At 62.6% G+C, this 23,328-nt stretch carries 20 protein-coding genes; 7 read left to right on the forward strand and 13 right to left on the reverse strand.

The window, feature by feature from the left end:
- Positions 1-28 precede the first annotated feature (28 nt).
- Both LB556_RS24600 and LB556_RS24605 read left to right on the forward strand, forming a co-directional pair.
- Positions 29-604 (forward strand): DUF1349 domain-containing protein, encoded by a 576-nt coding sequence (locus LB556_RS24600; RefSeq protein ID WP_224570194.1) that lies wholly within the window; start codon positions 29-31, stop codon positions 602-604.
- A gap of 140 nt (positions 605-744) precedes the next feature.
- The gene (locus tag LB556_RS24605) at positions 745-1,704 is read left to right on the forward strand and encodes a hypothetical protein (RefSeq protein WP_224570195.1); all 960 of its coding nucleotides are present in this window, start codon (positions 745-747) and stop codon (positions 1,702-1,704) included.
- On the opposite strand, the gene LB556_RS24610 is transcribed toward LB556_RS24605, so the two are convergent.
- From LB556_RS24610 to LB556_RS24630, 5 genes are all read right to left on the reverse strand, one after another.
- Positions 1,687-3,261 carry a glycosyltransferase gene (locus LB556_RS24610; protein WP_224570196.1) on the reverse strand — a complete coding sequence of 525 codons (1,575 nt, stop codon included), beginning with the start codon at positions 3,259-3,261 and terminating at the stop codon, positions 1,687-1,689. The two genes, LB556_RS24605 and LB556_RS24610, sit on opposite strands and share 18 nt — an antisense overlap.
- Positions 3,262-3,300: 39 nt before the next feature.
- A complete protein-coding gene (locus LB556_RS24615) occupies positions 3,301-4,518 on the reverse strand; it encodes a glycosyltransferase family 4 protein (RefSeq protein WP_224570197.1) in 1,218 nt (405 codons plus the stop codon).
- A gap of 349 nt (positions 4,519-4,867) precedes the next feature.
- On the reverse strand, positions 4,868-6,397 hold the full coding sequence (locus LB556_RS24620) for a mercuric reductase (protein WP_224570198.1): 1,530 nt from the start codon (positions 6,395-6,397) through the stop codon (positions 4,868-4,870).
- Positions 6,387-7,736, reverse strand: coding sequence for a glucoamylase family protein (locus LB556_RS24625; protein WP_224570199.1), 1,350 nt, complete (start codon positions 7,734-7,736; stop codon positions 6,387-6,389). The genes LB556_RS24620 and LB556_RS24625 overlap by 11 nt, the downstream gene beginning before the upstream one ends.
- A gap of 233 nt (positions 7,737-7,969) precedes the next feature.
- Complete coding sequence (locus tag LB556_RS24630; RefSeq protein WP_224570200.1) at positions 7,970-8,722, reverse strand: SDR family NAD(P)-dependent oxidoreductase; 753 nt, start codon at positions 8,720-8,722, stop codon at positions 7,970-7,972.
- A 582-nt stretch (positions 8,723-9,304) separates the two neighbouring features.
- On the opposite strand from LB556_RS24630, the gene LB556_RS24635 reads away from it, so the two are divergent.
- Positions 9,305-10,603: an O-antigen ligase family protein gene (locus LB556_RS24635; protein ID WP_224570201.1), complete on the forward strand. Its 1,299-nt coding sequence runs from the start codon at positions 9,305-9,307 to the stop codon at positions 10,601-10,603.
- Positions 10,604-10,815: 212 nt separating this feature from the next.
- Here LB556_RS24635 and LB556_RS24640 read toward each other — a convergent pair whose 3' ends face one another.
- Together LB556_RS24640 and LB556_RS24645 are read right to left on the reverse strand one after the other, a co-directional pair.
- On the reverse strand, positions 10,816-12,072 hold the full coding sequence (locus LB556_RS24640; RefSeq protein ID WP_224570202.1) for a polysaccharide biosynthesis/export family protein: 1,257 nt from the start codon (positions 12,070-12,072) through the stop codon (positions 10,816-10,818).
- Between the two features lie 83 nt (positions 12,073-12,155).
- Positions 12,156-12,833, reverse strand: coding sequence for a sugar transferase (locus tag LB556_RS24645; RefSeq protein WP_224570203.1), 678 nt, complete (start codon positions 12,831-12,833; stop codon positions 12,156-12,158).
- Between the two features lie 600 nt (positions 12,834-13,433).
- On the opposite strand from LB556_RS24645, the gene LB556_RS24650 reads away from it, so the two are divergent.
- A complete protein-coding gene (locus tag LB556_RS24650) occupies positions 13,434-13,709 on the forward strand; it encodes an exopolysaccharide production repressor exox (RefSeq protein WP_224570204.1) in 276 nt (91 codons plus the stop codon).
- 116 nt (positions 13,710-13,825) lie between these two features.
- Here LB556_RS24650 and LB556_RS24655 read toward each other — a convergent pair whose 3' ends face one another.
- The 6 genes from LB556_RS24655 to LB556_RS24680 all read right to left on the reverse strand — a co-directional run bounded on the left by LB556_RS24655 (position 13,826) and on the right by LB556_RS24680 (position 19,648).
- Positions 13,826-15,670, reverse strand: coding sequence for an ABC transporter ATP-binding protein (locus LB556_RS24655; RefSeq protein WP_224570205.1), 1,845 nt, complete (start codon positions 15,668-15,670; stop codon positions 13,826-13,828).
- Positions 15,663-16,640 carry a serine kinase gene (locus LB556_RS24660; RefSeq protein ID WP_224570206.1) on the reverse strand — a complete coding sequence of 326 codons (978 nt, stop codon included), beginning with the start codon at positions 16,638-16,640 and terminating at the stop codon, positions 15,663-15,665. The genes LB556_RS24655 and LB556_RS24660 overlap by 8 nt, the downstream gene beginning before the upstream one ends.
- On the reverse strand, positions 16,637-18,559 hold the full coding sequence (locus tag LB556_RS24665; protein ID WP_224570207.1) for a lasso peptide isopeptide bond-forming cyclase: 1,923 nt from the start codon (positions 18,557-18,559) through the stop codon (positions 16,637-16,639). The genes LB556_RS24660 and LB556_RS24665 overlap by 4 nt, the downstream gene beginning before the upstream one ends.
- Entirely contained in the window at positions 18,556-18,948 is a 393-nt protein-coding gene (locus LB556_RS24670; RefSeq protein ID WP_224570208.1) for a lasso peptide biosynthesis B2 protein, read from the reverse strand. Before LB556_RS24670 ends, LB556_RS24665 begins: the two co-directional genes overlap by 4 nt.
- 109 nt (positions 18,949-19,057) lie before the next feature.
- Entirely contained in the window at positions 19,058-19,372 is a 315-nt protein-coding gene (locus LB556_RS24675; RefSeq protein ID WP_224570209.1) for a PqqD family protein, read from the reverse strand.
- Positions 19,373-19,495: 123 nt separating this feature from the next.
- A complete protein-coding gene (locus LB556_RS24680) occupies positions 19,496-19,648 on the reverse strand; it encodes a lasso peptide (RefSeq protein ID WP_224570210.1) in 153 nt (50 codons plus the stop codon).
- Between the two features lie 508 nt (positions 19,649-20,156).
- Between LB556_RS24680 and LB556_RS24685 the strand changes: the two genes are divergently transcribed.
- From LB556_RS24685 to LB556_RS24695, 3 genes are all read left to right on the forward strand, one after another.
- Positions 20,157-21,287, forward strand: coding sequence for a nucleotidyltransferase family protein (locus LB556_RS24685; protein WP_224570211.1), 1,131 nt, complete (start codon positions 20,157-20,159; stop codon positions 21,285-21,287).
- Between the two features lie 63 nt (positions 21,288-21,350).
- A complete protein-coding gene (locus tag LB556_RS24690) occupies positions 21,351-22,373 on the forward strand; it encodes a glycosyltransferase family 2 protein (protein WP_224570212.1) in 1,023 nt (340 codons plus the stop codon).
- A gap of 297 nt (positions 22,374-22,670) precedes the next feature.
- A complete protein-coding gene (locus LB556_RS24695; RefSeq protein ID WP_224570213.1) occupies positions 22,671-23,072 on the forward strand; it encodes a hypothetical protein in 402 nt (133 codons plus the stop codon).
- Positions 23,073-23,328: the final 256 nt, after the last annotated feature.

Below are 23,328 nucleotides of genomic sequence, written 5' to 3' on the forward strand. Positions count from 1 at the left end.
ATCTCGAGAAACGGGCGGGCGCAAAGCGATGACATTGCAGGACCTGACCTGGCTCAACCCGCCGCCGAACCACGCCATCCACGGTGATGCCGTGCGCGTGCGCACCGGCAAGGAAACCGATTTCTGGCGCGAGACCTTCTATGGTTTCTGGCGCGACAACGGCCACTTCCTGTATCGGCGGGTCGAGGGCGATTTCACCGCCGAAGTCACCGTCAAGGGCGACTACAAGGCGCTGTACGACCAGGCCGGGCTGATGATCCGACTGAGCGAAACGCACTGGATCAAGGCCGGCATCGAATACACCGACGGCCTCGCCTATTTCTCCGTCGTCGTCACCAACGACACCTCGGACTGGTCGCTGGTGGCCATTCCCACCGGCCAGAATGGCGTCAGCATCCGGCTAACCCGCCATGGCGAGGCCATCCGCGTCCAGTATCTCGACGCTTCCGACGGTCACTGGAAGCCGGTGCGGCTCGCCTATTTCCCGATCTCGGAGACGGTCGATGTCGGCATGATGTGCTGTTCGCCGCAGCGTGAGGGCTTCGAGGTCACGTTCTCCGGATTTTCGGTCGGCCCACCGATTTCGCGGGTATTGCACGACTGACGTCTGCTGCCCAGGATTGAACCGGCGGACTCTCGCATTGCCTGTGGGAATGGAACCGGGGGACATTGCAGCCATGACGACGTCTGGGCTAAGCGTTGCCGATGGGCATGTCGCGTCGGTGGGCAAAGCGCAAAAAAGCCATGTACTCCAAGGCGCTGAGGTTCTTCAGCGTTCCTCCAGTGCTGTGGTCGCAAGGGATCGGGCATTTCTGTGATTTCGCCGGCCCCGGCTGGTATCGCTACGCGCCGACCGAAACGGCCCAGAGCGATGCCTTTTTCCAGGACCACTATAGTGGCGCGCATGGCATAGTCTGGGTACGGCTGAGCACCCTGGCCAGGATTCCGCGAAACTGCGACATCGATACGTTCGCAAGGGTGGCCCTGCCGACCATCAAGGCGCCATTCGTCCTGTTGACCACCGATGGCGATTGCTCGGTATCATCGGATTTAGCGAAGGGCACTGTGGAGCGGCTTCTCGCGAGCCCGTATCTGGTGTCGTGGTACAGCCAGAATTGTGATGGCGGCCATCCCAGGATCAAGCCTTTCCCGATCGGACTGGACCTCCACACGCCACGGTCCCTTGCAACGCCTGCAGGCCTTGTGCGGCAGCTGGAAACCCTGCGCGAGCAGCAGGGCGATGCCGAGCGTCGGCCGCCCAGGGTGTTCTGCGATTTCAGGGTCAGCAAAGGCTCCGGTCAGCGTCGGGAACTGCTCGATGCCCTGGACGGATGCCCTCACATCGATTTCCTGAAAAATCGGGTATCGCAGCGCGGGATCTGGCAGCTGTATTCACAATATCCGCTGGTGCTCTCGACGACGGGCAACGGGCTGGACTGCCACCGGACATGGGAATTGCTCTATCTGGGCTGCATCGTGGTGACCAAGACCTCACCGCTCGATCCGCTCTACGAAGGTTTGCCTGTCATCATCATCGACGACTGGCGCGAGGTCCTGGATCCGGGAGCGCCGCAACGCTGGATCAACGAAGTCGCGCACCTGACCGATCGCGATTATCTGTGGCGCCGCCTGCGGCCGCAGGCCTATCTGGAACCTCTCAGGCGGGAACTCCGGCAGGCCTCCGCTTCACCACGGGACGTGTAGGATCTCCAGTTTCGGCAGGCCGACCGGCCTGATGCCGAGTTCGTTGGCGAGCACGCCGAAGGCTTCGGTCTCGATCAGGTCGCGATAGGGAATTTCGGGAAAGCGAAGGCCGCCGCGATGCAACGCGGCGTCGACCAGCAGCATGGTTCCGCCGACTGCATCGAGGCCGATGATGTCGAGGTGCCTGACATCGCTGAGATGATAGCGGTGGGGTGTTTGCGCGGGAGGCTGGTGCAGGCCACCGCGTATCTCGCGATAATAGCGATAGTCCTTGGTCTGCCGTCTTATGACGAAGCTGTTGAGGTCGAAGCTGCTGCTGCCGGCTACCTTTACGCAGTTGGGCACCGCAATGCGGTGTCCCGCAGCCATCAGCCGGTTCAGCACATCGCCAGGAAAGCGCCAGACATCTATATCGATCCACAGCGCCCAGTCGTCATCCTGCCGCAGCCCGTGATCGATCAGATAATTCCGCACCTTGGCAATTGCGCCCCGTCTCGTCCGCTGCATCCTGGGCTTTGCCCGTTTCACCCTGTCGAGCCTTGTCCCGACATGTCTCCGCAACAGGACGATTTCACGATATTTGCCGGCCAATCCAGCTGTTGCGGCCTGTAGCCGCTGCCAGCTGCCATCCTGGCTGTCGCCCTCGCAGAAGACCAGCTTGATCCTGTCCATGGGATAATCGAGCCCGTCCAGCGCATCGAGAAAAGGCTGGATAAGGTCGGCGGCATCGCGAAGCGGCACCAGGATGGCAACGTTTCGGCCTGAAGGCAGCGGCGCCGCCAGAACCGTCGTGTCGACGCTGGCTTTCGCCTTGGCCTCATCCAGATAGGAGCCGCGCGTCAGCTGATACCAGAACCGATAAGCTCGGTTGCGCAGCTTGGTCCTCCAAGTTGGTGGCGGCTCGGGGATCCACCATGTGCCGGCCCAGTGATGGATCGAAAGCGCCGTCTCGTCATCGCCGGCCTCGCGCTCAGCGCTCCCGGCCGATGTCACCGGAGCGAACAGGCCGGATGGATGGATGACGAGGGCAGCTTGATCGCCATAGGCCAGTTGTGCGGAGGTCAACAGGCAAGGACCGGTCGCGTCGAGCACGTCCTTGGCGCTGGCGAGCCCATGCATCAGGGAAAGCACGTGTATCCAGAATGGATGACCGGCTGGGCTGGCCATCGTCCCGTTGAATACGAGATAGGGCAAACCCCGGAAATCCGCCTGGATGGCCGCATGCGAGGCCGGCTCCTTGCACAATACGACCCGGGTCTCGTCCATGATTGGATCGAAGGGGGCGACGCATTCGCAGTCGATATCCGCATAGACCCCGCCAAAATGATGCAGCAGCATGCAGCGGGCCGCATCCGACCGCTGCACGCCATTCGTGTAGCTGCAGAACGTCGGCAGATAATCCGGGTAGTGCTCGGCCACGAAGTCGAGCAGCATCCGGTCGCTCCAGAACATGACCGTCCAATGTGGATTATGACGCTTCCAGCTATCGGCATAGACCTGGAAGCGTGGGGGAACGATGTCGGTCTTCCACGTCTGATGAAGGATCTGCGGGATCATCGGCGGCTCATTGAGATATGATGGGAGGTGTCCTGATCGTCACTTGCCGTCCTCGTCCAGTCCAAGCCCGGCGCGGACGGTGTCGCGGATCGCTTGCGGGCCAAACCTCGCCCATACGGCTTGATGCGCACGCATGCGCTGCCGCGCCCGGCGTTCAGGGTCGAGGCAGAGCTCGACAGCCATCTCGGCCAGTCGCTCGTCGGAGGTCGACAGGAGCACCTCGTCATTCTCGACCAGATCCAGGCCCTCGGCCGCCAATGGCGTCGCGATCACCGGCACCCCCCAGGCCATGGCCTCCAGGATCTTGATGCGGGTGCCTCCGCCTGCCTTGAGCGGGACAATGCTGAGATGCGCTCTCGAAAGGAGCGGGGCTACCTCTTCGGGGTCTTCGACAAGCTCCACACCAGGCAATCTGGCCAGCGCCCGCACGCCCGCCTTCGGGCTTCGTCCGGCAAGAGTAAGTCTTGCTTCCGGTAAGATCTGCCGGATGCGGGGCAATATGGTGCCTGCAAGGCGTTCTGCCGCATCGACGTTCGGCGGATAGCCGAGATGCCCGACAAACAGGATTGCCGGAAAGCCGCCGCCGGTCGCGGCCTCGATGGGCATCGCCTGCGGAATATTCTCGATGTTGGGGATTCCATTGGGAACGACATCGATAGGCACCTTGTGCCGGGAAAGGGCCATCAGCCTTTTGCGATCCTGGTCCGAGCAGACCCAGACCCTGTCGACGAGGGATTGCGCTTTTCTCTCCAGCCGTCGGAAGCCAAGCACCGCCGGGAATCGCGCCGGACGGACATGCCGCAGCTGTGCCGCCAGGTCGGACTCGACATTGTGCATGTCGAGGATGAGGTGTTTCGTCAGCGGGCGCAAAGGTCGCAGCAGCTTGAACAGGCCGGTACCCTCGACGACGATCGTGTCGGGCTTGAAGGTTTGCACCAGGCTCCGCAGCCGCACCAGTGCCGTGCGGGGAATACGGTTCTCCCCCGCGATCCTCCACCAGCCGAGAGAGGCTGAACGCGGTTCTCCATCAACCGTCAGGCCAACCGCATGAATGCGCGCATCGGACGGCTGTGACGGGTCGCCCAGCGGCCTGATCGAGGCAAGCCGGACCGGGCCGTACTCGGCCGCAAGGCTGGCATTGTTGAAATTTCTCAAGTCTGCACCCGAAACCGACGGAAATGCCGGGTCGAAGGACACGATCAGCGTGCGCCTTTCCGTGTCCGCGCCAGCGCGCGATGGGTAGTCGGGTCGTTCCATGATGGCTCCGATGCGAATTCGTATGCGATATTGCGATGCCTTCCAGCTCCGCCCCAGACTCCCGTGGGCGCGAACGGCACGCATCCTGCCCATCGCATAGCGGTATCGGTCGTGCTTGATAAGCTGCCTTGAAATCCGCAGAGCTATCCGGGCCTTCCTCCACTGCAGGATTTCCCGAGAACGCCTGAGTCGGCAAGCTTGTCCAACTCGACAGCTATCGCGAGAAAGGTGGCGCGGGGCCTGCACGAACCGCCACGCCATCCCTGCCTCGTCGTGGTGGTAGAGAAGCACCGCGCGCCTGGCCGTGTATTCGCGAACATTTCGGCATATATCGCGGCTCCTGGCCGGGTTATCGCCTGGACCATGCCAGCCAGCGCGCCGCCAGGCGCCTGCGCAAGGAGGTGAAGCGTGTCCGCCTGTAGGCGTCGCCCGCCATCTTGATCCCTTGCGCCTGTGTCGGGGAGGGATGGATGACGTCGGCCAATGCGTGCAATCCCATACCGGATCGGATGGCCAGGGTCACAGCGTTGATCATCTCGCCGGCATGGCTGGCCACGACCGTCGCCCCCAGGATGCGGTCGGACCCCTCCCTGACATGGATCTTGACGAACCCTTCTTCCTCGCCGTCCATGACCGCACGGGGGACATCATGCATCAGCACTGTATAGGTCTTGACCGGAATGCCGTTGCGGCGCGCCTCCAGGGGATAGAGACCGACATGGGCGATCTCCGGATCGGTATAGGTGCACCAGGGAACGACGAGTTCACTGAGCCTTTCGCGGCCGCGAAACAAGGCATTGCGCACGACGATGCGCGCCGTTGCTTCGGCGGTGTGAGTGAACTTGTATTCGAGGCAGACGTCGCCCGCCGCGTAAATCTGCGGATTGCTGGTTCGCAGATAATCGTCCACCTTGATGCCGTTGGCGTCATACGCCACGTCGGCCTCTTCGAGGCCGAGACCCTCGACATTGGGTGAACGGCCGACGCCGGTGATGATCTCGTCCACCGAAATCGTCGTTGTGTCGCCATCCCGCCTCAGGTCGGCGAGCTTGTTTGCGCCTTTCCCACGCACCGCCACCACTTCGGTATTCAGGCGCACCTCAACCCCCTCGCGCGCCAGTGCATCCGAAAGGATCTGCGCGGCGTCGCGCTCTTCGCCGGGCAGGAACATCGGATCGCTCTGCGCCAGGATGACCTTCGCGCCGAGCAGGCAGAAGGCCTGTGCCGTCTCGCAGCCGAGCGGCCCGCCGCCGATGACGAGGAGCCGCGGCGGGCATTCCGTGAGGTCGAACATCGTCTCGTTGCTGAGATAACCGGCTTCGACCAGCCCGGGAATGGCAGGCAAGGCCGGACGCGCGCCTGTTGCAATCAGCGCTTTCTTGAAATGCAGCGTCGTTTCCGCGACGGTGATCGTATCGTGGCCGGCAAATCGCGCCTCGCCGAAATAAAGATCGATGCCTTCCGAAACCAGGCTCGCTGCAGAATCGGCACGGCTGATCCGCTGCCGGATCTGCCGCATCCGTGTCATTGCCCGTTGAAAGTCGACACGAAGATGGTCCGGCGGATCGCCGCCCAAGCCCTCGGCATCGCGCATGTCGGCGTAGAGCCTTGCCGTGCGGATAATCGACTTCGATGGAATGCAGCCGACATTGATACACGCACCGCCGATCAGCCCGCGTTCGATCAGCGCGACCTTCGCGCCAAGGCTCGCCGCGTCGCGCGCGGCGGTCAACCCCGCCGGCCCGGCGCCGATGACAACGAGATTGTAGGGGCCATCCGGGCTCGGGTTCTTCCAGTGCGGGGGATGTGCGCCCCTGATCAGTTCGACGTCGTGCCGGTCGACGGGAAAGGCGGCGGCTCTCGTCGGCTCACTCGACATCGCGCCCCCCGGATGCCGGCCTTGCCGTCGATGACAGCCATCCGCCGGTGAAGCCGGCCTTGCCAAGGCCGCGACGAATATGGGGGTTGGAACGCATGAGCTCCCAGATCAGGCCTGAACGGTGGTTTTCAATCATCATCACCACGATGCCCTGGTCCAGTCCGTAATGGCCTTCCGAGACCCAGCCGTTGCGGCCGAATTTTCGCCGGTTGGCCAATGTCGGGTTGAAACCGCTCGGCAGCCGGTAATTGTCGACCACCCCCGGATAACGGTCGACGAGGTGGCGCAACGCCGCCAGGCAGATGTCGGGCGCGAAAGGCAGCGATGCCGGATAGGACCATGGCGCGATCGTGCCGTCATCCGGGCCGAAAGGCGCCCCGCGCGCCGCATAACCGGAAAACCGGTGGCGCCGTCGCTCCACGCTGGCGCGGAAACCGCCTGGTCCGTCCCCGGCCGAAAGGCCCCACAGGTTCTCGCCGTAGCCGTCAAAGCCGTAAGGATTATGCCGGGCATAGTCGCGGTGAAGGTATGTCGAGCGACGGCTGTTTTCGAAATAGTCCGAATTTTTCTCGCGCATGAAAGCGTCGCGAATGCCGGCGAAATCGATCCAGGCATGCGAGAATTGGTGCATGAAAAGCGGCCCGCCATAGAGCACGTCATGGCCGTAGATGTTTTCCCACTGGTAGGTCGCCGTCCAGCCCTCATAGCTGTCGTCGGAGGTCGGGCGGTCCGGTGAGGCCATGGACAGCACATAGAGGATCGTCGCCTCGTTGTAGCCTTCCCAGCCATAGTGCAGAAAGCCGCTCCTCGGCTTCCAGCCCTGGCGCAAGGTGGGACTGCTGCCTTGCGCCCATCGCCAGTCGACGCGCCTGTAAAGCGCCTCGGCCAGTTGGCGGATCTCTGCCTCATCGTCGTTGTCACCGGAAAAATAGGCGCCCGCCACCAGCATGCCGGCGATCAGCAAGGCGGTATCCACCATCGACAACTCGCAGCGCCAGACGCGCAAGCCGGTCCGCATGTCGAGGAAATGGTAGTAAAAACCCTTGTGGCCGGTGACGTCATGGCCGCTGCCTTGCGTGCTGGCGGAGAAGAAACGCAATGCGGACAGTGTCAGCTCCGCAGCCTTTTCGCGTGTCATCCAGCCACGTTCGACGCCGATCGGGTAGCAGGACAGGGCGAAACCCACGACGGCGATGCTGCAGGGCGAATCGGGCCGCGACGTGTCGGCGACCAGCCCGTTATCGGGGTTCACATTCTCGAGGAAGTAGCCGAAGGCGGCGCTCTGACAGCGATCAAGAAGCTCATCTTCGGCCAGTGCGGCGGGATCTGCTCTAAGCAAATGACGCAAGCTCCGGTCTGGTGGTTGTTGCTCCCGTCGATCGCATGCCTCCGGCACAATGGCCAGGGGGCGCCGCATGTGCCGGGCTCTCTCTTCGTGTCATGGCTCTCCTGCAAACCCGACTATGGACGCCCATTCAGACGTCAGCTGCCATAAGCCTGTCCAGCTCCAATCGTTGCCTTGTCACGCGGAATTGTGATGGCGCGGGCCAGTTCGGAACTGCCCGACCCGGCTCAATAAGTGGCGCGGCCGCCGGAAACGTCGAACACGGCGGCCGTGGTGAACGAACATTCCTCCGAGGCGATCCATGCGATCAGCGCCGCCACCTCTTCGACCTCGCCGAAGCGCGCCATCGGTATCTTGGAGAGCATGAAGTCGATGTGCTCCTGGCTCATCTGCTTGAAGATCGCAGTGCGTACCGCGGCAGGCGTCACGCAATTGACCGTCACCTTGGTCTTGGCGAGCTCCTTGCCGAGCGACTTGGTCAGGCCGATCACCGCCGCTTTCGAGGTGCTGTAGGCGGATGCGTTGGGATTGCCTTCCTTGCCGGCGATCGAGGCGATGTTGACGATGCGGCCGTAGTTGCGCTCGAGCATGTGCGGCACCAGCGCCTTGTTGCAGTAGAAGACGCCGTTGATGTTGATGTCGATGACCCTCTGCCAATCCTCGGTCGAATAGGACCAGGTCGACATGTTCGGCCCGGTAATGGCGGCGCTGGTGACCAGTATGTCGACGCCGCCGAGCGTTTCGATCGTCGATCGTGCGGCGGCCTCCACACTTGCCGCATCCGCAACGTCCAGCGTCAGTCCATGCAGGGTGGAAATGACGGCTTTCGCCTGTCCGATCTGTGCGGGATCGCGATCCCAGACGCAGACGCGCCCGCCTTCGTCGACGATCCTCTGCGCGACCGCCAGCCCGATGCCCGAGGCGCCGCCGGTAATCACCGCTGACCGGCCGGTGAATCGGCCCGCGAAGTTCATCGGCATGTCATTCCCCCCTGTCCAACGTGGCTGAAGCCGGCAATGCGATGGCTCGTCGGGACTTTGAGGATAACTGCCGACCGAGTTCAAGCCGGCATGCGGCCGGATCGTCTGGGCCAACACCGGACCAAGGCGATCTGGTCGCGCGGCGCTTCCACCATCGCCGCCAGAGCGTGGCCAGTTCGGCATGCGGGCACTTCCCGGGGATGATTTCCCCGATGCCGCAGCGGGTGCCTCTGCCGGGCGAGGAGTGGCCGGCGGAGGGCGCGCAGGATGCCGACGAGGGCGCGTACCGGCGACCACAAAAGTGCGCGTCTTCGCCGTATGGTCCGTCTCGTCCCGGGTTGGTTTCACGTGCGGCTTGCCTGGAGCGCATATCCGGTTGCCTCCGGCCTGTCGATGGGCAGGCGATCTCTCGGCGGTCGCCGCGCTGTAAGACAAGGTGACCGGATTTGCCATTGAGCAAGGGGTGAGATAGGTTATATTGCACTGCACAATGGAGACGCCGTTCCTTGTACGCCCCTGTTTGCGGATATGCCGGCTGGTTCGCGGCCTGCCGCTCCCGGGTCGTGTTGACGGGACCCTGAGATGAAAATTCCCAAATCCCTGCTGGTCGATCCCGAGAAGAATTCGGTCTATGGCAGCTTTGCCGTTGCCGTCTCGATCTGGGCGTTCTCCTATTCCGTCATTTTCGGCCAGCCGGTGATCCTGGCCTATTATGCCGTCTGGCTTCCGCTCATTCTGGTGGATTACCGGCGGTTCCTGCGGCAGCTGTCCAGTGCCTGGCTGCCGCTGCTGTTTGCGGCCTATGTCTGCTTCTCCGTGTTCTGGTCGCAGGCGCCCGGCATCACCGCCAGAACGGCGGTCCAGTACCTTTCCCATATCGTCTGCGCCTACGTCGCGGCGCGCACCGTCAGCGTGCGCACCCTGACGATAGGCACCCTTGTGGGGATATTCTTCGTGTTGCTCTACTCGCTGAAGGTCGGCGGCCATTCCGCGGACGTCCTCGACGGCACCTACAATTTCGTCGGCGCCTTTGCCTCCAAGAACCAGATCGGCTTTGTCGGCTCGCTCGGCATCTATTTCTCCGTCGTGTTCCTGGCATTCCTTCGGCGTGGCCGGCTAAGCTTCATACTGATCGTGCCGGTCGTGCTGCTTTCGGCCTACGTGCTGCTCGCCTCGCATTCCGCCACCTCGATGGCCTCCACACCTGCGGTTCTGGCGCTGGTGGCGCTTCTTGCGATGAGCAAGCTTTTGTCGCGGCGCTATCGCGGGGTGATCTTCGTGGTCGGCGCCGGCATGATCGTCGCGGTGACCTTTGTCGCGCTCAATCTCGGGCTCATGGATTTCGTGCTTGGCATGTTCGGCAAGGATTCGACGCTCACCGGGCGGACTTATCTGTGGCAGCAGGGCTGGAACGCCGCGATGCGGTCGCCGATCCTCGGCGTCGGCTATGCTGCCTATTGGGTGCAGGGCTTTGCCGAGGCCGAGCGGCTGTGGAACGAATTCTACATCAGCACCCGCACCGGCTTCCACTTCCACAACACCTATGTCGAGGTTCTCGTCGAGCTCGGCTTCACCGGTGCGGTGCTGATATCGCTGATCATGCTGCGCACGCTATTCGGCCATATCGCGGCGGTGGTCTTCAGGACATGGCAGGCCGAATCGGTGGTTCTCATCGGCGTGATGGTCCTGCTGCTTATCCGCTCCTTCGTCGAGGTCGAGATTCTCAACCCCTACATCATGGGCTCCTTCCTGATGTATTTCAGCTTCTTCAAGCTGGCACGGCTACCGGTCGCCCGCACGCGACGGTCGCCGGCCTTCGAGCCGGCGGATGCGAAGGCTGGAGAGGCAGCCTGGCCTCACCGTCCGGCGGCGGCCGAGTAGTGATGAGGGTTCGGTAGGGAATTCAGGAAAGCGCGTACCGGCTTCCGTCCCGCGTACCGGCTTCCGTCCGATGTCGGTCCGATGACCGTTTCTGGCTCCCGATGCCGGAGATCCTGTCAGCAAAAACCTCCGCCGGGCAGGTCGGGCGGAGGTTCAAAAGTCCTTGCGTCAGGGATCTACAATGACGACGGGTCGCGCGCGAACTCCGCGTCCTACTGGCTGGCCAGCGGCGCCAGCTTGACCTTGATCACATCGCCAGGCAGCACCAGCGTGTCTTCCTTGGCGGCGATTTCGCTGGTCTTGCCGTCGACATTGCGCACCAGCGAATAGAGCAAGGTAGGCTGCTGGTCGTTGGTGATGGCGGCCGTCGTGGCCGGATCGCTGGCCTGGGCGATCAGACCTCGCTGCATATTCACCTTCAGCGCGGCCTCGTTCAGGTCGGCTTCGGTCTGCTGCCGGTCGGTGGCGAGGTTCGAGCTCAAGGTGTTCCGAGCGTCGATGGCGTCCTGTGTCGCCTTGCTGATCGCCTGTTTGGCGGTGAGGATGGCTGTTTCATAGTCGAGGATCTTGCCCTGCAGGTCGGCGACGGACTGCTGCGAATCCAGAAGCCTCGCATTGGCGACCAGACCCTTCTGCGCCAGCGGACCGATGCTGGTCAGCTGTTGCTGCGCCAGCTCGACCTGCTTCTGCTGATTGGCGATCTTCTTCTGCAGCGATTCGATTTCTGCCTGCAGCACGCCCTTGAGATCGTCGAGCGCCTCGAGCTTGAGCTTCAGCGCCTTCTGGTCGGCGGTCAGGATGGTCATTTCGTCGTTGACGATGGTCGGCAGCCGCGGATCGCCCTCGACCTCCTTCGGCACGTCGAAGCTTGACTTGCCGGCCATATCGGCATCGATGCGGGCGCGCTTCACGATGAGCCGGACGCGCTGGTCGTCCGAGATATCGAAATTGCCCTTGGCGGTGACAAGGTCCTTGCCGAGCTGCGGGCCGTAGTCGGCGTTACGCCTGATGCCGCCGGCGACGCTGATCGCCTTCAGCACCGTAAGGTCGGGCACATAGGGAAATTGGCCGGGGTTCTGCACTTCGCCCGAAATGTAGAACGGCCGGAACTGCGCCATTTCGACCGAGGCTTCGGGTCTGTCCGACAAAGCGAGCTTGTGTTGCAGCGCCTCGCCGATCGCCGCGGCGACCTCCGCCGTGGTCTTCCCCGCCGCTTGCAATTCGCCGACGAAGGGCACCGACAGCGTGCCGGCCGGACCGACCGTGTATTGGCCGTTGACCGACGACCAGTCGCGGAACGTGCTTTCGACGGTCTGCCATTCGGCGATGCGGATGGTGAGCTTGTCCTGGGAGCCCAGCCGGTAATCGTCGGCGGCGGCCAGTTGGGGAAAAGCGAGCGACATCGCAAGGCACGTCGCCAACAGCCGCGAGCGGCCGGAAAACCGGCCGCTGCCAAAGGCTTCGAACATGTCTGTTTTCAACTCAACGTTCCGATCCGTTTTGGCCCCATCGCCCGATGAGCTTGCCGCCGGATGCCTGACAGCCCGGCCGATCAGTAAGAACCGCGCGACATCCAGACCGCCGGCACGGTCCTGATGATGATGCGAACATCCTCGAATAGCGACCAGTTCTCGACATAATGGCGATCGAACGCGACGCGGCTGTCATAGGAAACGTCGTTGCGTCCGCTGACCTGCCACAGGCCGGTCAGCCCGGGCCGGGACTTCAGATAATAGACGGCCGCGCTTCCGTAGATTTCCAGTTCGTCGCGGACCACAGGGCGAGGCCCGACAAGGCTCATGTCGCCCTGGAGGATGTTGATGATCTGCGGCAATTCATCGAGGCTGAGCTTGCGCAGGACCGCTCCGACGCGGGTGACGCGGGGATCGTTCTTCAGCTTGCGGGTCGCCTTCCATTCCGCATTGGCGTCTGGATTGGTCGCAAGATAGGCGGCCAGCACCTTGTCCCCATCCGGAACCATGGTGCGGAACTTGAGGCAGGAGAACAGCCGCCCGCCGCGCCCGATTCGCCGGTGACCGTAGAAAATCGATCCACCATCGGAGAGTTTGACGAGCAATGCTATCATGATGAACAGCGGGCTAAGCGCGATCAGTCCAGCCAGAGAGCCGGCGATGTCGAAACTCCGCTTGATGAGGCCACCGATCGGCGGCGGGAAGTCGGTGTCAGCCTGCGAAAAGCCCGCCGTGGCCGACTTGGCAATATCCCTCATGCGGAAACTCCATGCGTTGAACGAATGGTTTACCGCACGATATCAAAAAAATGCTGCAGCGCAACACACAATTTCCCATGCCATTGAAATGGTCGCGTCATGAATTGACTAAATAATAAGCTTGCCTTGCACAAATTTCGGAATTTTTAGCACATTTGTGACATTAAATGGGCAAATCTAAAAAATTCCGGGCCTTTTTGGGGCGAATCTTGGGCAGTGCGTTCTCTGGCTCGCGGAATGAAACATATTAGTGCTTTAGGTGTGTTTCATGCTCGAAACTATTAACATAAAATACTACGTAATATTATAGACTGTACTCGGAACTTGCGATGGCTGCAGGTTGAGTGAAATGCGATCGTGTGCGATGCAGCATGGCAGAGTCGATGGCGTAAGCTCAGTCAAAAATATGTGTGCTTGCCCTTGCCGCCTTCTGCTCGCCTTAATAGAATTGCAAATTATACCTGTCATGGTGGCGACAGGTTGAAAGGCCGGAAGCAACCGGTCGGCAGCGGGTGCCTTGACAAGCCCGCATGACAAGGGACGGCGCTCGGGTGGGGCTATCTTTGGATATGACCCGAGCCGGTTTATGGGCTGTTGGGTATGTCGCTTCCAAAATTCATCATCGGGATGCTTTTCGCGCTCGCCATCGTCATTGGCTGGTCGTGGCTGGGTGGGGCTTCGCTTGGCACGACATTGCTGCGCGTCATCATCTGCGCCGTGGTCATCCAGGCCGGCTACTTCGCGGTTGTCTATGCCATGATCGCCAGGAGCGCGCCGACGCCAGCCGACAGGCTGCGCGAGGCCGAGAGACAGCAGAACTCCACTCAGGTGCCCGAGGGCGAGAAGCTCGGCAGTGCCCGGCGGGGCCTGCATTAGAGCAATTCCAGGAATCATAGCGCTTTCCCCCGGGGAATGGCGTCAAAACAAAGAGTTACAGCGGCTCGCGATATCAACCGAAACGCTGAGCCGGTCCCGCGGGAACTTCAGCGTCCTCAGGCCACATCTGCGGGTTCGGTCTGCGACTGTTCTCCCGACAGCATTCTGGACAACCGGCTGCCCGGCTTCGCCTTCAACCGTTGATATTGCCCGACTTCAACGACCCGGCCGTCTTCCATCGCCACCACCCAGTCGGCGAAGGCGATCATCGAAGGCCGGTGCGCGATGGTCAGGATCGTCATTGTGCCGCGAAGGCCGTCGATCGACCTGGCGATAAGCGACTGGTTCCGCCAGTCGAGCGCGCTTGTTGCCTCATCCAGGATGAGCAGCGCGGGCTTGCGCAACAGCGCGCGCGCCAGCGCGATGCGCTGACGCTCGCCGCCCGAAAGGCGCACGCCCCGGTCACCGACCACCGTCTCCAGCCCCAGGTCGAGCCGTTCGACGAATTCACCGGCATGGGCGGCGCGCAGTGCCGTCCACAGTTCGTCGTTGCTGGCTTGTCGCGCAGCAAGACGCAGGTTCGCCGCGATCGTGTCATGCAACAGGAACACGTCCTGCGGCACATAGGCCACCTGATCGCGCCAGCGGCGGCGATTGCCGGCATCGATCTCGACGCCATCGACGAGAATCTTGCCGGCGGTTGGCTCGAGCAGTCCGAGCAGCATGTCGGCGATCGTGCTCTTGCCTGACCCGGACGGGCCGATCAGGGCGGTGACCTTGCCGGCCGGAAGGCCGAAAGTGATGTCGCTCACCACCGCCTTGCCGGCGCCGTCGTCATAGGCGAAGGAGACGTCACGAATGTTCAGCCCCGTATCGAGAACCAGCTTGCGGGCATCCCCAGGTTCGACATGGCCAGGCTCCCGCTCGGCGTCGAAACGTGCCTGCAGGCCGCGCATTGCCGTATAGGCCGGCAGGTTGATCAGCACCTGCTGGGCCTGCATCTGCATGTCCATGAAGCGCGGCGCGATGCGCATGAAGACCAGGAGCAGCACGACGATCTCGGCCAGCGACAGGTGAAAGCGAACCAGCGCCACATAAATGAACAGGCTCAAGCCCACGACGCTCGCCACCTGGAACACGGCGGTGCCGATCGAACTGTTCCGCACATAGGCGATGTTATCGGCTTTCATCTTTTCAAGCGTTGCCTGAAGCTGCGCGAAATAGCTGGCCTCGACATTCAGGCTCTTGGCCACCTTGATGCCGCCGAGAAATTCCGAGACCGTGCGGTACTGGTCCTGACGATTGGTCGTCAGGATCCGGCCGAAAGCGGTGGCCCGCGAGCGAAACGGTTGCAGCGCTATGAACATCATGATGCCGATGACCACCGCAAAAAGGGTCATGACCGGCGAGATGAACATGGAAATTACGAGATAGCCCGCCAGGAGGATAGTGATCTGCACCAGCATCAGCAGGGAAAAGGCCGCGCCCTGGACGCGGTCGATGTCACCGGTCAGCGCATGGTCGAGATCGGAGCCGCGCATGCGCGTGAACACCCCCCACCGCGCCTTGCCGATGCTCTCGAACAGGTTCATGCGCAAACGGTTGATGAAATCGAAGAGCAGCCTTGCCATGTAGACCGACTTGAAGCGGTTGAAGGCCGCCTGCACGGCAACAAGCACGACCAGCGCACAAAGCACCGTGGTCAATTGCAGCGTTCCGCCGGGCACCAGCCAGCGCACGAAATCGATGTTCGGCAGCCTGACCGCGAAATCCTGGTCCGCGCGCCCGATCAGATGCAACAGCGGAACCAGCAGCAGGATCGAGACGCCTTCCGTCAGGCTGCCGAGGATAAGGAACAGCAGCGCCGTCCAGGCTCGCCGCCCGCCGATCTGGGCGATGGCGGCGCCGAACGCGGCGACATCGCGAAACAGCGACAGGCTGAAGACCGACGACCTAGGCATCTCCAGCCAGTTCCTTTTCGATCAGCGCCACAGCCTCGCCGATCCTGTCGATGCCCGTGGGAACGTCCAGCCGGCACACGCCGACATGGTTAGCGACTGCTGAACAGTGGCGAAGATGCATCGCCGCGAAATCGCCGGAGAGCGCCGCGCGCCCGAAACGCGTCACGTAGGAGAATTTGATGATGGCCGGCAAGGCGGCGATGTGAGGCAAGGAGGTGATCCCGGCCCTTTCCCCACGCTCGAGGATGTAGATCCTGGCCGCCGGCACCCTATGGCCGGAGAAGGCGCCGTGCAGGCGATGCTGCATCTTCTCGATCGCTGGATGCACTTGCGGCCGCACTTGCGCCTGCCCAAGCGGGATCGCCGCCGCGGCATCGGCGGCAAGCTTGATCTGCGGAAATCCCGGAACGATCATCGGCTGGTTCGGGTCTGCGAGGTCGAGCGCCACGACGTCGTCGGTAAGCAGATCGTGTCCGGCCCGGATCAGCGCACTTGCCGTCGTCGATTTGCCGGCGCCCTTGTCGCCCATGAAGATGGCGCCTCTGCCGGTCACGGCCATGGCGCTGGCATGCAGAACCAGCAGGCCGCGCTGGTGCAGAAGCAGCGCCAACACCGGCCCCAGCAACGGGAAGGCAAGCAAGGCGTCGTCGACGCCGGGTGCCGGCTGGACATCGATGCGGCGGGCGTCGCTGATCAGGAATGCGCCGACGGCCTCCCAGGCCAGGTACTGCCGGTTGGGCTCGAAGCGGAAGATTGTCGCGGCCTCCGCCGAAGGCTTGGGCATATCGATCGGGCCGATGGCGATCTCGATGTCGGCCGCGCCCGGTTCCACCGGCTCCAGCTCGGGCAGCGACAGGTCGGACGCGATGATCAGCCCGTAGGCGCGGTAGTAATGTCGTTCTCCCGCGATGCCGCCGCGCTGGGGCAGAAGGTCGAGATCGCCGGGAAACGGCTCATGGCGAGACATCATGCGGCGCTCCCGCCATGCTGGACCTGCCGTAGCCATAGCGACAGTGACGCCGAGCGCCAGACATACTGGATATCGAGCGCCGCCGCCTGGTCCGGCTGGCGCATCAGCCGCCCATAGGCAGCATTGACCTGCGGCAGGTTGACATAGGGCGCGATGCGGCCCGCGTCGCCAACCAGCAATTGCTCCAGCAGGTCGCGGTGGTTGCGCACCATGCCATTGACCAGATTGGCGGTGAAATTGATCTTGTCGCGCCGCCACTGGACCGCGGCCGGCAGGATACCCTCCATGGCACGGCGCAGCACGTAGCGACCAAAGCCGTGACGGAGCTTCTGCTCGCCCGGCAGCCCCAGGCAGAATTCGACCAGCGGCTTGTCCCAGAACGGATAACGCGGCTCGACGCCGAAATTGGCGGCGGCCTTGTCCAGAACCTCGAAAGAATGCGGGACATAGCCGTTGGACAGGATCCAGCGATGGCTGAGTGCATCGCTGGCCTGGACGCCGGGCGGCATATAGCCGGCTCGATGGAACCGGTCGATGAGCTCGGTTCGCCTGGCAAGGTCCGGATTGATCAGGTCGCGCCAGCTCCGGCCACGCTGCGATTGGGCAGGTCCGCGGAGCCTGTTCAGGGCTCGGCTCCCGAGCTGTCTCAGCTTGGCGATGCGCCAGGCCGGCCCGTATATCGTGAGGAACTGGAAATAGAGGCCGAGCGTGCTGTCGCCGTATGTGTTGGAAGCGCTGCGGACCTCGCGCCAGAGGTCCAGCCATCTGCCGCCATTGGCAAGCTCGTGCAGATAGCCATGTCCCTGTGAAACAACCTCGTCGCCGCCGTGGCCGTCGAGCAGCACCTTGATACCCTTGGCGCCCGCGGTCCGGTAGATGCCGCGCGTCAGCGTCAGGCCCGGCGCCAGAAAGGTGCCTTCCTGTTCTTCCAGAACCCGGTCGAATTCAGCGAACGGTGCATAATTGCCGACGGGGATCAGCGTCGGGTCGGCCTTCTGCTGATCCAGCACGGCTTCGATGAAGGAGCGCTCGTCCATCGACGAACCCTTCTCGAAAATCAGTGAGAAGGTCGGCAGCTTCGGCTTGCACTCGGCCGCATTTTGCAGCCCGGCCACGCAGGCGATCGAGGAGGAATCGAGGCCGCCGCTCAGCATCGCGCCGACCGACGGACTTCCCCGCATGCGGTTGCGGACCGATTGCGAGAACAGATGCGCGAATTCCTCAGCTGCATCGGAGCGCGGCACACGCCTTGATGGCTCGATCTGCCAATACCGGCGCAGCACCAGGCGTTGCGCCGTGACGGTGAGGCTGTGACGCGCCGGCAGGGCGAAGATGTCGGTGTAGGGCGTGGACTGGGGGTCGTCGGGCAGCCCGGCCAGGAATCCCGAAATCCGGTGCTCGCTGAGGCGCGCATCGACACCGTCCAGTCCTAGAACTGGCCCGATCTCGGAGGCAAAGGCAAAGCGTCGGTCCGCCGCGTGGTAGTAGAATGGCTTGACCCCGAAATGGTCTCGCGCGCAGAACAAGATCTGCCGCTCGGCATCCCAGACGGCAAAGGCGAAATCGCCTTGTAGGTGCACGGGGCAGGCTTCGCCCCAGCGCAGATAGGCCCGCATCAGCAATGCCGCGTCGGCGACCGACCTGTCCCGGATGCCGAGCCTGGCGAGCAGCTCATCGCGGTTGTCGAGCCGGCAGTCGGCGGTGATGGCGAGCTTGCCGCCGGCCATGGTCAGCGGGCCGGGGCCGGCTTCGTCGGTCGTGTTAAGCCAGGCGTGGCCAAGCGCGATGCCGCTGTCCAGCCACCAGGAGCTTCCGTCGGGACCACGATGACGCATGCGCGCCAGCATCTGCTGGATGCCGCCCGCCGCTTCAGCCGGCGCGGGGCCTTGTCGCTGCAGGATTCCGGCCACGCCGCTCATCGGCTGCCGTGGTCGACCAGATGGGCGAAACCCTCGACGGATCCGCCAAGCACGATATGGTTGTCGCTGACCAGCCAGGCATGCGCCTTCAATTGCTCGCCCGTGCCGCGCTCGATGCCGATGCGGATATTCGAAGCATTGCCCTTGCGCGCGAGGAGGTACTGGCCCGAAAGCGCCTGCGTCAGGCATGTGGCGCCAGGTACGAACCGTGCGGCCGCTGTAACTCCCCAGGCGACAAGCCGCAACTCGCCCATGCTGGCACAGTGGCGCGCGTTGTGCCGCGTCACCATCGCGCGGACCCGGTTGTAGGAGAACAATGTCAGCCCGAGCCGGACGGTCGCGACCACCAGCAGGCAGCGGCACAGGAAAAGCATTTCCGAGCCGCTCATGGACAAAATCCGGGCCAGGTTTCGCCTGCCAGGTCGCCGCGTCATCGGCCTGGGGTTTCTTTGCGTAACAGGTCTTTGCCGCGCTATCATGGCGTTTTGCGACACCTGCCTAGGCGAGGGACCCATGCTCAAGCCTCGCCAGCCCGTTTTCCGCCAGCCCTTTCAGCAGTGCCTCGACGTCGGCCTTGCAGCGTTCGGCGTCGACATTGTAGCGTGCCACAACGGCGCTGCGGATGTCGGCGATCGGCTTGGGTTCCTGGATCATTTCCCAGATGAAGGCGCCGACACCGTTTAGGCTGTAATAAATGTTGGATTTCAGATTGAGAAGCGCGAGGCCTTCGCCGAATTCGCAGGCCACTGCATCCTTGGTCGCGCTCACCACATCGTGGTCGGCCAAATCGTGATTGGATGGGTCCCAGCTCATCGCAAAACCTTTACACTACGCGTTCCAAGCCGTGAGGCGGAGTCGGAGGCTTGTGAGCCCCCGACCCTCTTACTTTTTGACATCCAGAGTCCCAACGAAGTCGCTCTGGAAACCGCGGTAGGCTCAAGAGAAGGTAATGTCCTGGAAAGGCGTTCCCGCCGGGAATGCTGCGTCCGTTACCGCACCGGATGCCCCGCCCTGTGTAATGGTTTCAATTGAACCATGTACCGTCAGGTTTGGCGTTTCGTACTCCTGCTTTTCAACATTCTGTTCCATTTTACGCTCCTATCAAGGACTGGAAACGGCCTGTCGATTGCCGTCAGCACTTTCATGCTGCATTGCAATAGCTGCACAGCAACATTTATGAGTCAAGCCTGATTTACCGGACGTTAATCAATTATGGGTTGCGAACGTCACTCGTCGTGTGTCGATCACGCCTCTCGTGAGGTGGAGCCGCATGAAATCGGCGCTTGCTTCCGGTACCCATGTAAATAGCTGATTTGATTACCTTAAATGAAATTCATCCAGGCGATTGATCTTAGAGGACGCTAAACTATATCTCCCTTTCAGTTGACCATCGCCGATAGCTCGGTTGACGCGCCGCGACAGGGTTGGAACGCAGTCACGCGCCTCTCCACTTTCGCGGGAAGCCGGCAAACGCTATGGTTGCAAAGCCCCGCGCCGCGAAAGGAAAGACTTTACGGCGCCGCGGTTTTTGAGGATGCTTTGCTTCGCACTTGCAGCATACGCATCGCGCAAACCGCTTTTGGAGACCGTGCGCTCAATGGCCTTGCCGGAAAGCTCTTACGAAACACTACGCGCGACCGACTGCGCCGATGAAATCGCCTATGTGCAAGCCTGCTTACGTTTGTATTTCGCGAATCCGGCCGCCTCGGCCGGCGACGTGTCGACGCTGGGCCTTTCCAACGCTGCCATCACCGATATCGCCAGGCTGAACAAGGTCGCTATCTTCGTTCTGAAGGCGCTGTCGCGTGCGCCGGCGCACGAGAGGCCGGCCGAACTCCACCAGTGGCTCGAGGCCTATCGCAGGAGGACGGTTTCGATGAACGCCGCCTGCCTCATGGATTCGATGGCCATCCATGAGGCGCTGCACGACAGGCGGATCGATTTCGTTTTCTTGAAGGGGCCGTTCCAGCAGCATCTGCTTTACGACGATCACTTCATGAAGCCTTCGGGCGATGTCGATATCCTGGTTTCGCCTGCCGGATTCTTGCGGGCACGCCAAGCGCTGCGCTCGATCGGCTACGAGGTGTCAGGCAAGTCGCGTTCGGTCTGGTGGGTCCGCTTCCTCGGCGAACAGCACATGGTTCGCGGCAGTGGGTCGAGATCGTCCACGGTCGATCTTCATTACCGGCTCCAGCAGCCCGGCTCGCCCAGCCCGCGCGATGCCGAAGGGTTCCTGCGGCGAAAACGTCTTGTCGAGATCACTGGCGCCGAAGTTCCGTTCACGTCGGCCGCCGACACGCTGATGCTGTCCTGCATCAGCGTCGCCAAGGCCTTGTTCAACCGTGAGCCCTGCGCCGGCTACGTCTGCGATATCAGGGCCAGCGCCAGCCACCTCGACGAGGCCGATCAACAGCGTGTGCTCGATGCCGCGGCGAGCCAGGGGCTGGAGGACACTCTGTTGCTCGGCCTGCGCGCCGCCGACGTGTTGCTGGGCGGCACCGGCACGCTTCTGTCGGAGCGAGCCAAGCCGATCCTGTCGCGCATCGGCAACGGGGACCTGCTGAACATGGTCATCGCGCCGTGGCTGTCGTCGCTGCGTTGGCCGCAGCGGCGGACGGTGTTGTGGGAATTGTGTGGCCGGGCTCCCATCCGCTATCTGGCCGAGGCCGGCTGGGCCGCGTCGGCGGACATCAGCCGCCGCATCTTCGAACGGCCGGCCGGCCCGTGATGGCGCGGACATCGAATACGTACAGGGCGAGGGCAGAACGGAACCTGTGCAAGAGGCGAATTCATGTCGATGACGAAATCCCAGGTCTGCGTGATCATCGCGGCCAAGAACGCGGCGGCCACGATCGCGGTTGCCATCGCATCCGCGCTACGCGAACCGGAAGTGGTGGAGGTCGTCGTCGTCGACGATGGGTCCACCGACAACACGGCCGAGGTCGCCCGCTCCGCCGACGATGGCAGCGGCCGGCTTGCGGTCATGCGCCTCGACGTCAATCGCGGCCCATCCTTTGCCCGCAATGCCGCGATCGCCGGCTCACGAGCGCCGTTCGTCAGCATTCTGGACGCTGACGATTTCTTCCTGAAGGGCCGGTTTCGTAACCTGTTTGCAGGCGCCGATTGGGATTTTGCCGCCGATAACATCATGCTCATCAGGGATGACACGACCGAGGATGCGACCAAGATCGTCGCCCCGGATTTTGCCGCCGATCCGGAATTCCTGGATTTCGAACGCTTCGTGGAAGGCAACATCTCCAGGCGCAGTGTGCAGAGAGGCGAACTCGGCTTCTTGAAGCCCGTGATCAGTCGTGCCTTCCTGGACCGCCACGGATTGCGCTACAACGAAGGCCTGCGACTGGGCGAGGACTATGAGCTTTACGCGCGGGCGGTCGCCCATGGGGCACGGTTCAAGGTCATCCGTTCGTGCGGCTACGGCGCCGTCGTGCGCGCCGATTCGCTCAGCGGCCGCCACAAGACGCAGGACCTGAAGCGGCTGGCCGATGCCGATCTGGCGCTACTGGCCATCGACAGCCTGCCGGAACGGTCCAAGGCGGTACTGCGGCGGCATGAGAGGCATGTGCGCGACAAATACCGACTGCGCAATTTCCTCGACGTGAAGGCCGAGCGGGGCCTGGCTTCGGCCGCGGCCTACGCCTTCGCAAGCCAGTCCAACCTCATTCCCATCGTCCAGGGCGTCGCATCCGACAAACTCGAGGCGCTGTTTCGCAGTGTTGGCCTCGTATCGAGGAACAAGCACGTGCCAGCGCTGCGTTTCCTGATGGCCGGAACCAGCACGGGCAAGGGACCGTAAGGCAGGGGAGCGCTCGGTGTTGCCTGCCGGCCGCGAGCCCACCACGCAACCATTTCGACCGGATTTATGAGTTTACGAATTGGTGGTTGCCTCTCGGCTCCGGGGATGGCAGTCTATGTTGCGGTGCAGCAAATTAACGACCAGCCGAACTGCCCCCGACCGGACTGGTCCGAAGTCTCTCTTCATCAGAGGAGTTGGACGACGCGGTACCAGTTTTTCAGCCCCGGCTGCGGGGAACGGCCCGTGGCCCGGCGGAAAGCCGGCCCAGAAAGCCGACGATGACGGGAGTTTATGGTCATGGCCTCGATATTCGGCTTCAGATCAAGGGATCCGGTCCGCGACGGGCAGACCGACGTTGCGCGCCTGGACCGGCTGGCGAAGCTGTTCGAGCAAATCGCGGCTGAAATCGATGCCGAGAAAACCGGCCTGGAGAGCCGCTACCGCGAGGAGGCGACCAACGCGGCCTTCCTCGTCGAAGCGATGGAAAACGGTTCCGCCTCCGACCGCCGCTCGTCCGAAGTCAGCGCATTGACGCAGTCGATCTTGAACAGCGAGCGCCGCATCGCGGCACTGTCGCGCCAGAGCGGCATGATGCGCGAACTCCGTCATTCGCTGGACGTGGTCTTCGGTGAGAATGCAGCCACCGATTTGGCAGCCACGGTCGAATCGGCCAGGCAGGCAGGAGTCGGCCGGGGGTGAAGGTGGCGGCGCGGGATCCGGATCCAAAAATCATGTCCACAGCAATCGACGCCCGTTCGACCCTGCATTTCGGCCGGCGGTCCGGCCTGGCTTCAGCCTTTGGGGCAGCGACACGACGAAGGGCTGGATGGGAGCATTCGCGGACCCGGGCCGCAAGCTTTGGTCGAACTGTTACGTTCACCGCCCTCCAGCCCTGCCAGTTTCCGGAATCGCTGGTGTGCGGTGTAAACAAGTTGGGAAAGACGAATTGAACCGG

This window comes from Mesorhizobium sp. ES1-4 (assembly GCF_020164745.1).
Lineage (GTDB): Bacteria > Pseudomonadota > Alphaproteobacteria > Rhizobiales > Rhizobiaceae > Mesorhizobium.

What these genes read in the sequence shown, in the direction of transcription:
- LB556_RS24635 (WP_224570201.1), top strand. Translation starts at nt 9,305, where the DNA reads ATGAAAATTCCCAAATCCCTGCTGGTCGATCCCGAGAAGAATTCGGTC.
- LB556_RS24695 (WP_224570213.1), top strand. Translation starts at nt 22,671, where the DNA reads ATGGCCTCGATATTCGGCTTCAGATCAAGGGATCCGGTCCGCGACGGG.
- LB556_RS24645 (WP_224570203.1), bottom strand. Translation starts at nt 12,833, where the DNA reads ATGAGGGATATTGCCAAGTCGGCCACGGCGGGCTTTTCGCAGGCTGAC.
- LB556_RS24630 (WP_224570200.1), bottom strand. Translation starts at nt 8,722, where the DNA reads ATGCCGATGAACTTCGCGGGCCGATTCACCGGCCGGTCAGCGGTGATT.
- LB556_RS24680 (WP_224570210.1), bottom strand. Translation starts at nt 19,648, where the DNA reads ATGGAACAGAATGTTGAAAAGCAGGAGTACGAAACGCCAAACCTGACG.
- LB556_RS24640 (WP_224570202.1), bottom strand. Translation starts at nt 12,072, where the DNA reads ATGTTCGAAGCCTTTGGCAGCGGCCGGTTTTCCGGCCGCTCGCGGCTG.
- LB556_RS24615 (WP_224570197.1), bottom strand. Translation starts at nt 4,518, where the DNA reads ATGGAACGACCCGACTACCCATCGCGCGCTGGCGCGGACACGGAAAGG.
- LB556_RS24600 (WP_224570194.1), top strand. Translation starts at nt 29, where the DNA reads ATGACATTGCAGGACCTGACCTGGCTCAACCCGCCGCCGAACCACGCC.
- LB556_RS24670 (WP_224570208.1), bottom strand. Translation starts at nt 18,948, where the DNA reads ATGAGCGGCTCGGAAATGCTTTTCCTGTGCCGCTGCCTGCTGGTGGTC.
- LB556_RS24655 (WP_224570205.1), bottom strand. Translation starts at nt 15,670, where the DNA reads ATGCCTAGGTCGTCGGTCTTCAGCCTGTCGCTGTTTCGCGATGTCGCC.
- LB556_RS24620 (WP_224570198.1), bottom strand. Translation starts at nt 6,397, where the DNA reads ATGTCGAGTGAGCCGACGAGAGCCGCCGCCTTTCCCGTCGACCGGCAC.
- LB556_RS24610 (WP_224570196.1), bottom strand. Translation starts at nt 3,261, where the DNA reads ATGATCCCGCAGATCCTTCATCAGACGTGGAAGACCGACATCGTTCCC.
- LB556_RS24685 (WP_224570211.1), top strand. Translation starts at nt 20,157, where the DNA reads ATGGCCTTGCCGGAAAGCTCTTACGAAACACTACGCGCGACCGACTGC.
- LB556_RS24665 (WP_224570207.1), bottom strand. Translation starts at nt 18,559, where the DNA reads ATGAGCGGCGTGGCCGGAATCCTGCAGCGACAAGGCCCCGCGCCGGCT.
- LB556_RS24690 (WP_224570212.1), top strand. Translation starts at nt 21,351, where the DNA reads ATGTCGATGACGAAATCCCAGGTCTGCGTGATCATCGCGGCCAAGAAC.
- LB556_RS24650 (WP_224570204.1), top strand. Translation starts at nt 13,434, where the DNA reads ATGTCGCTTCCAAAATTCATCATCGGGATGCTTTTCGCGCTCGCCATC.
- LB556_RS24605 (WP_224570195.1), top strand. Translation starts at nt 745, where the DNA reads ATGTACTCCAAGGCGCTGAGGTTCTTCAGCGTTCCTCCAGTGCTGTGG.
- LB556_RS24660 (WP_224570206.1), bottom strand. Translation starts at nt 16,640, where the DNA reads ATGATGTCTCGCCATGAGCCGTTTCCCGGCGATCTCGACCTTCTGCCC.
- LB556_RS24675 (WP_224570209.1), bottom strand. Translation starts at nt 19,372, where the DNA reads ATGAGCTGGGACCCATCCAATCACGATTTGGCCGACCACGATGTGGTG.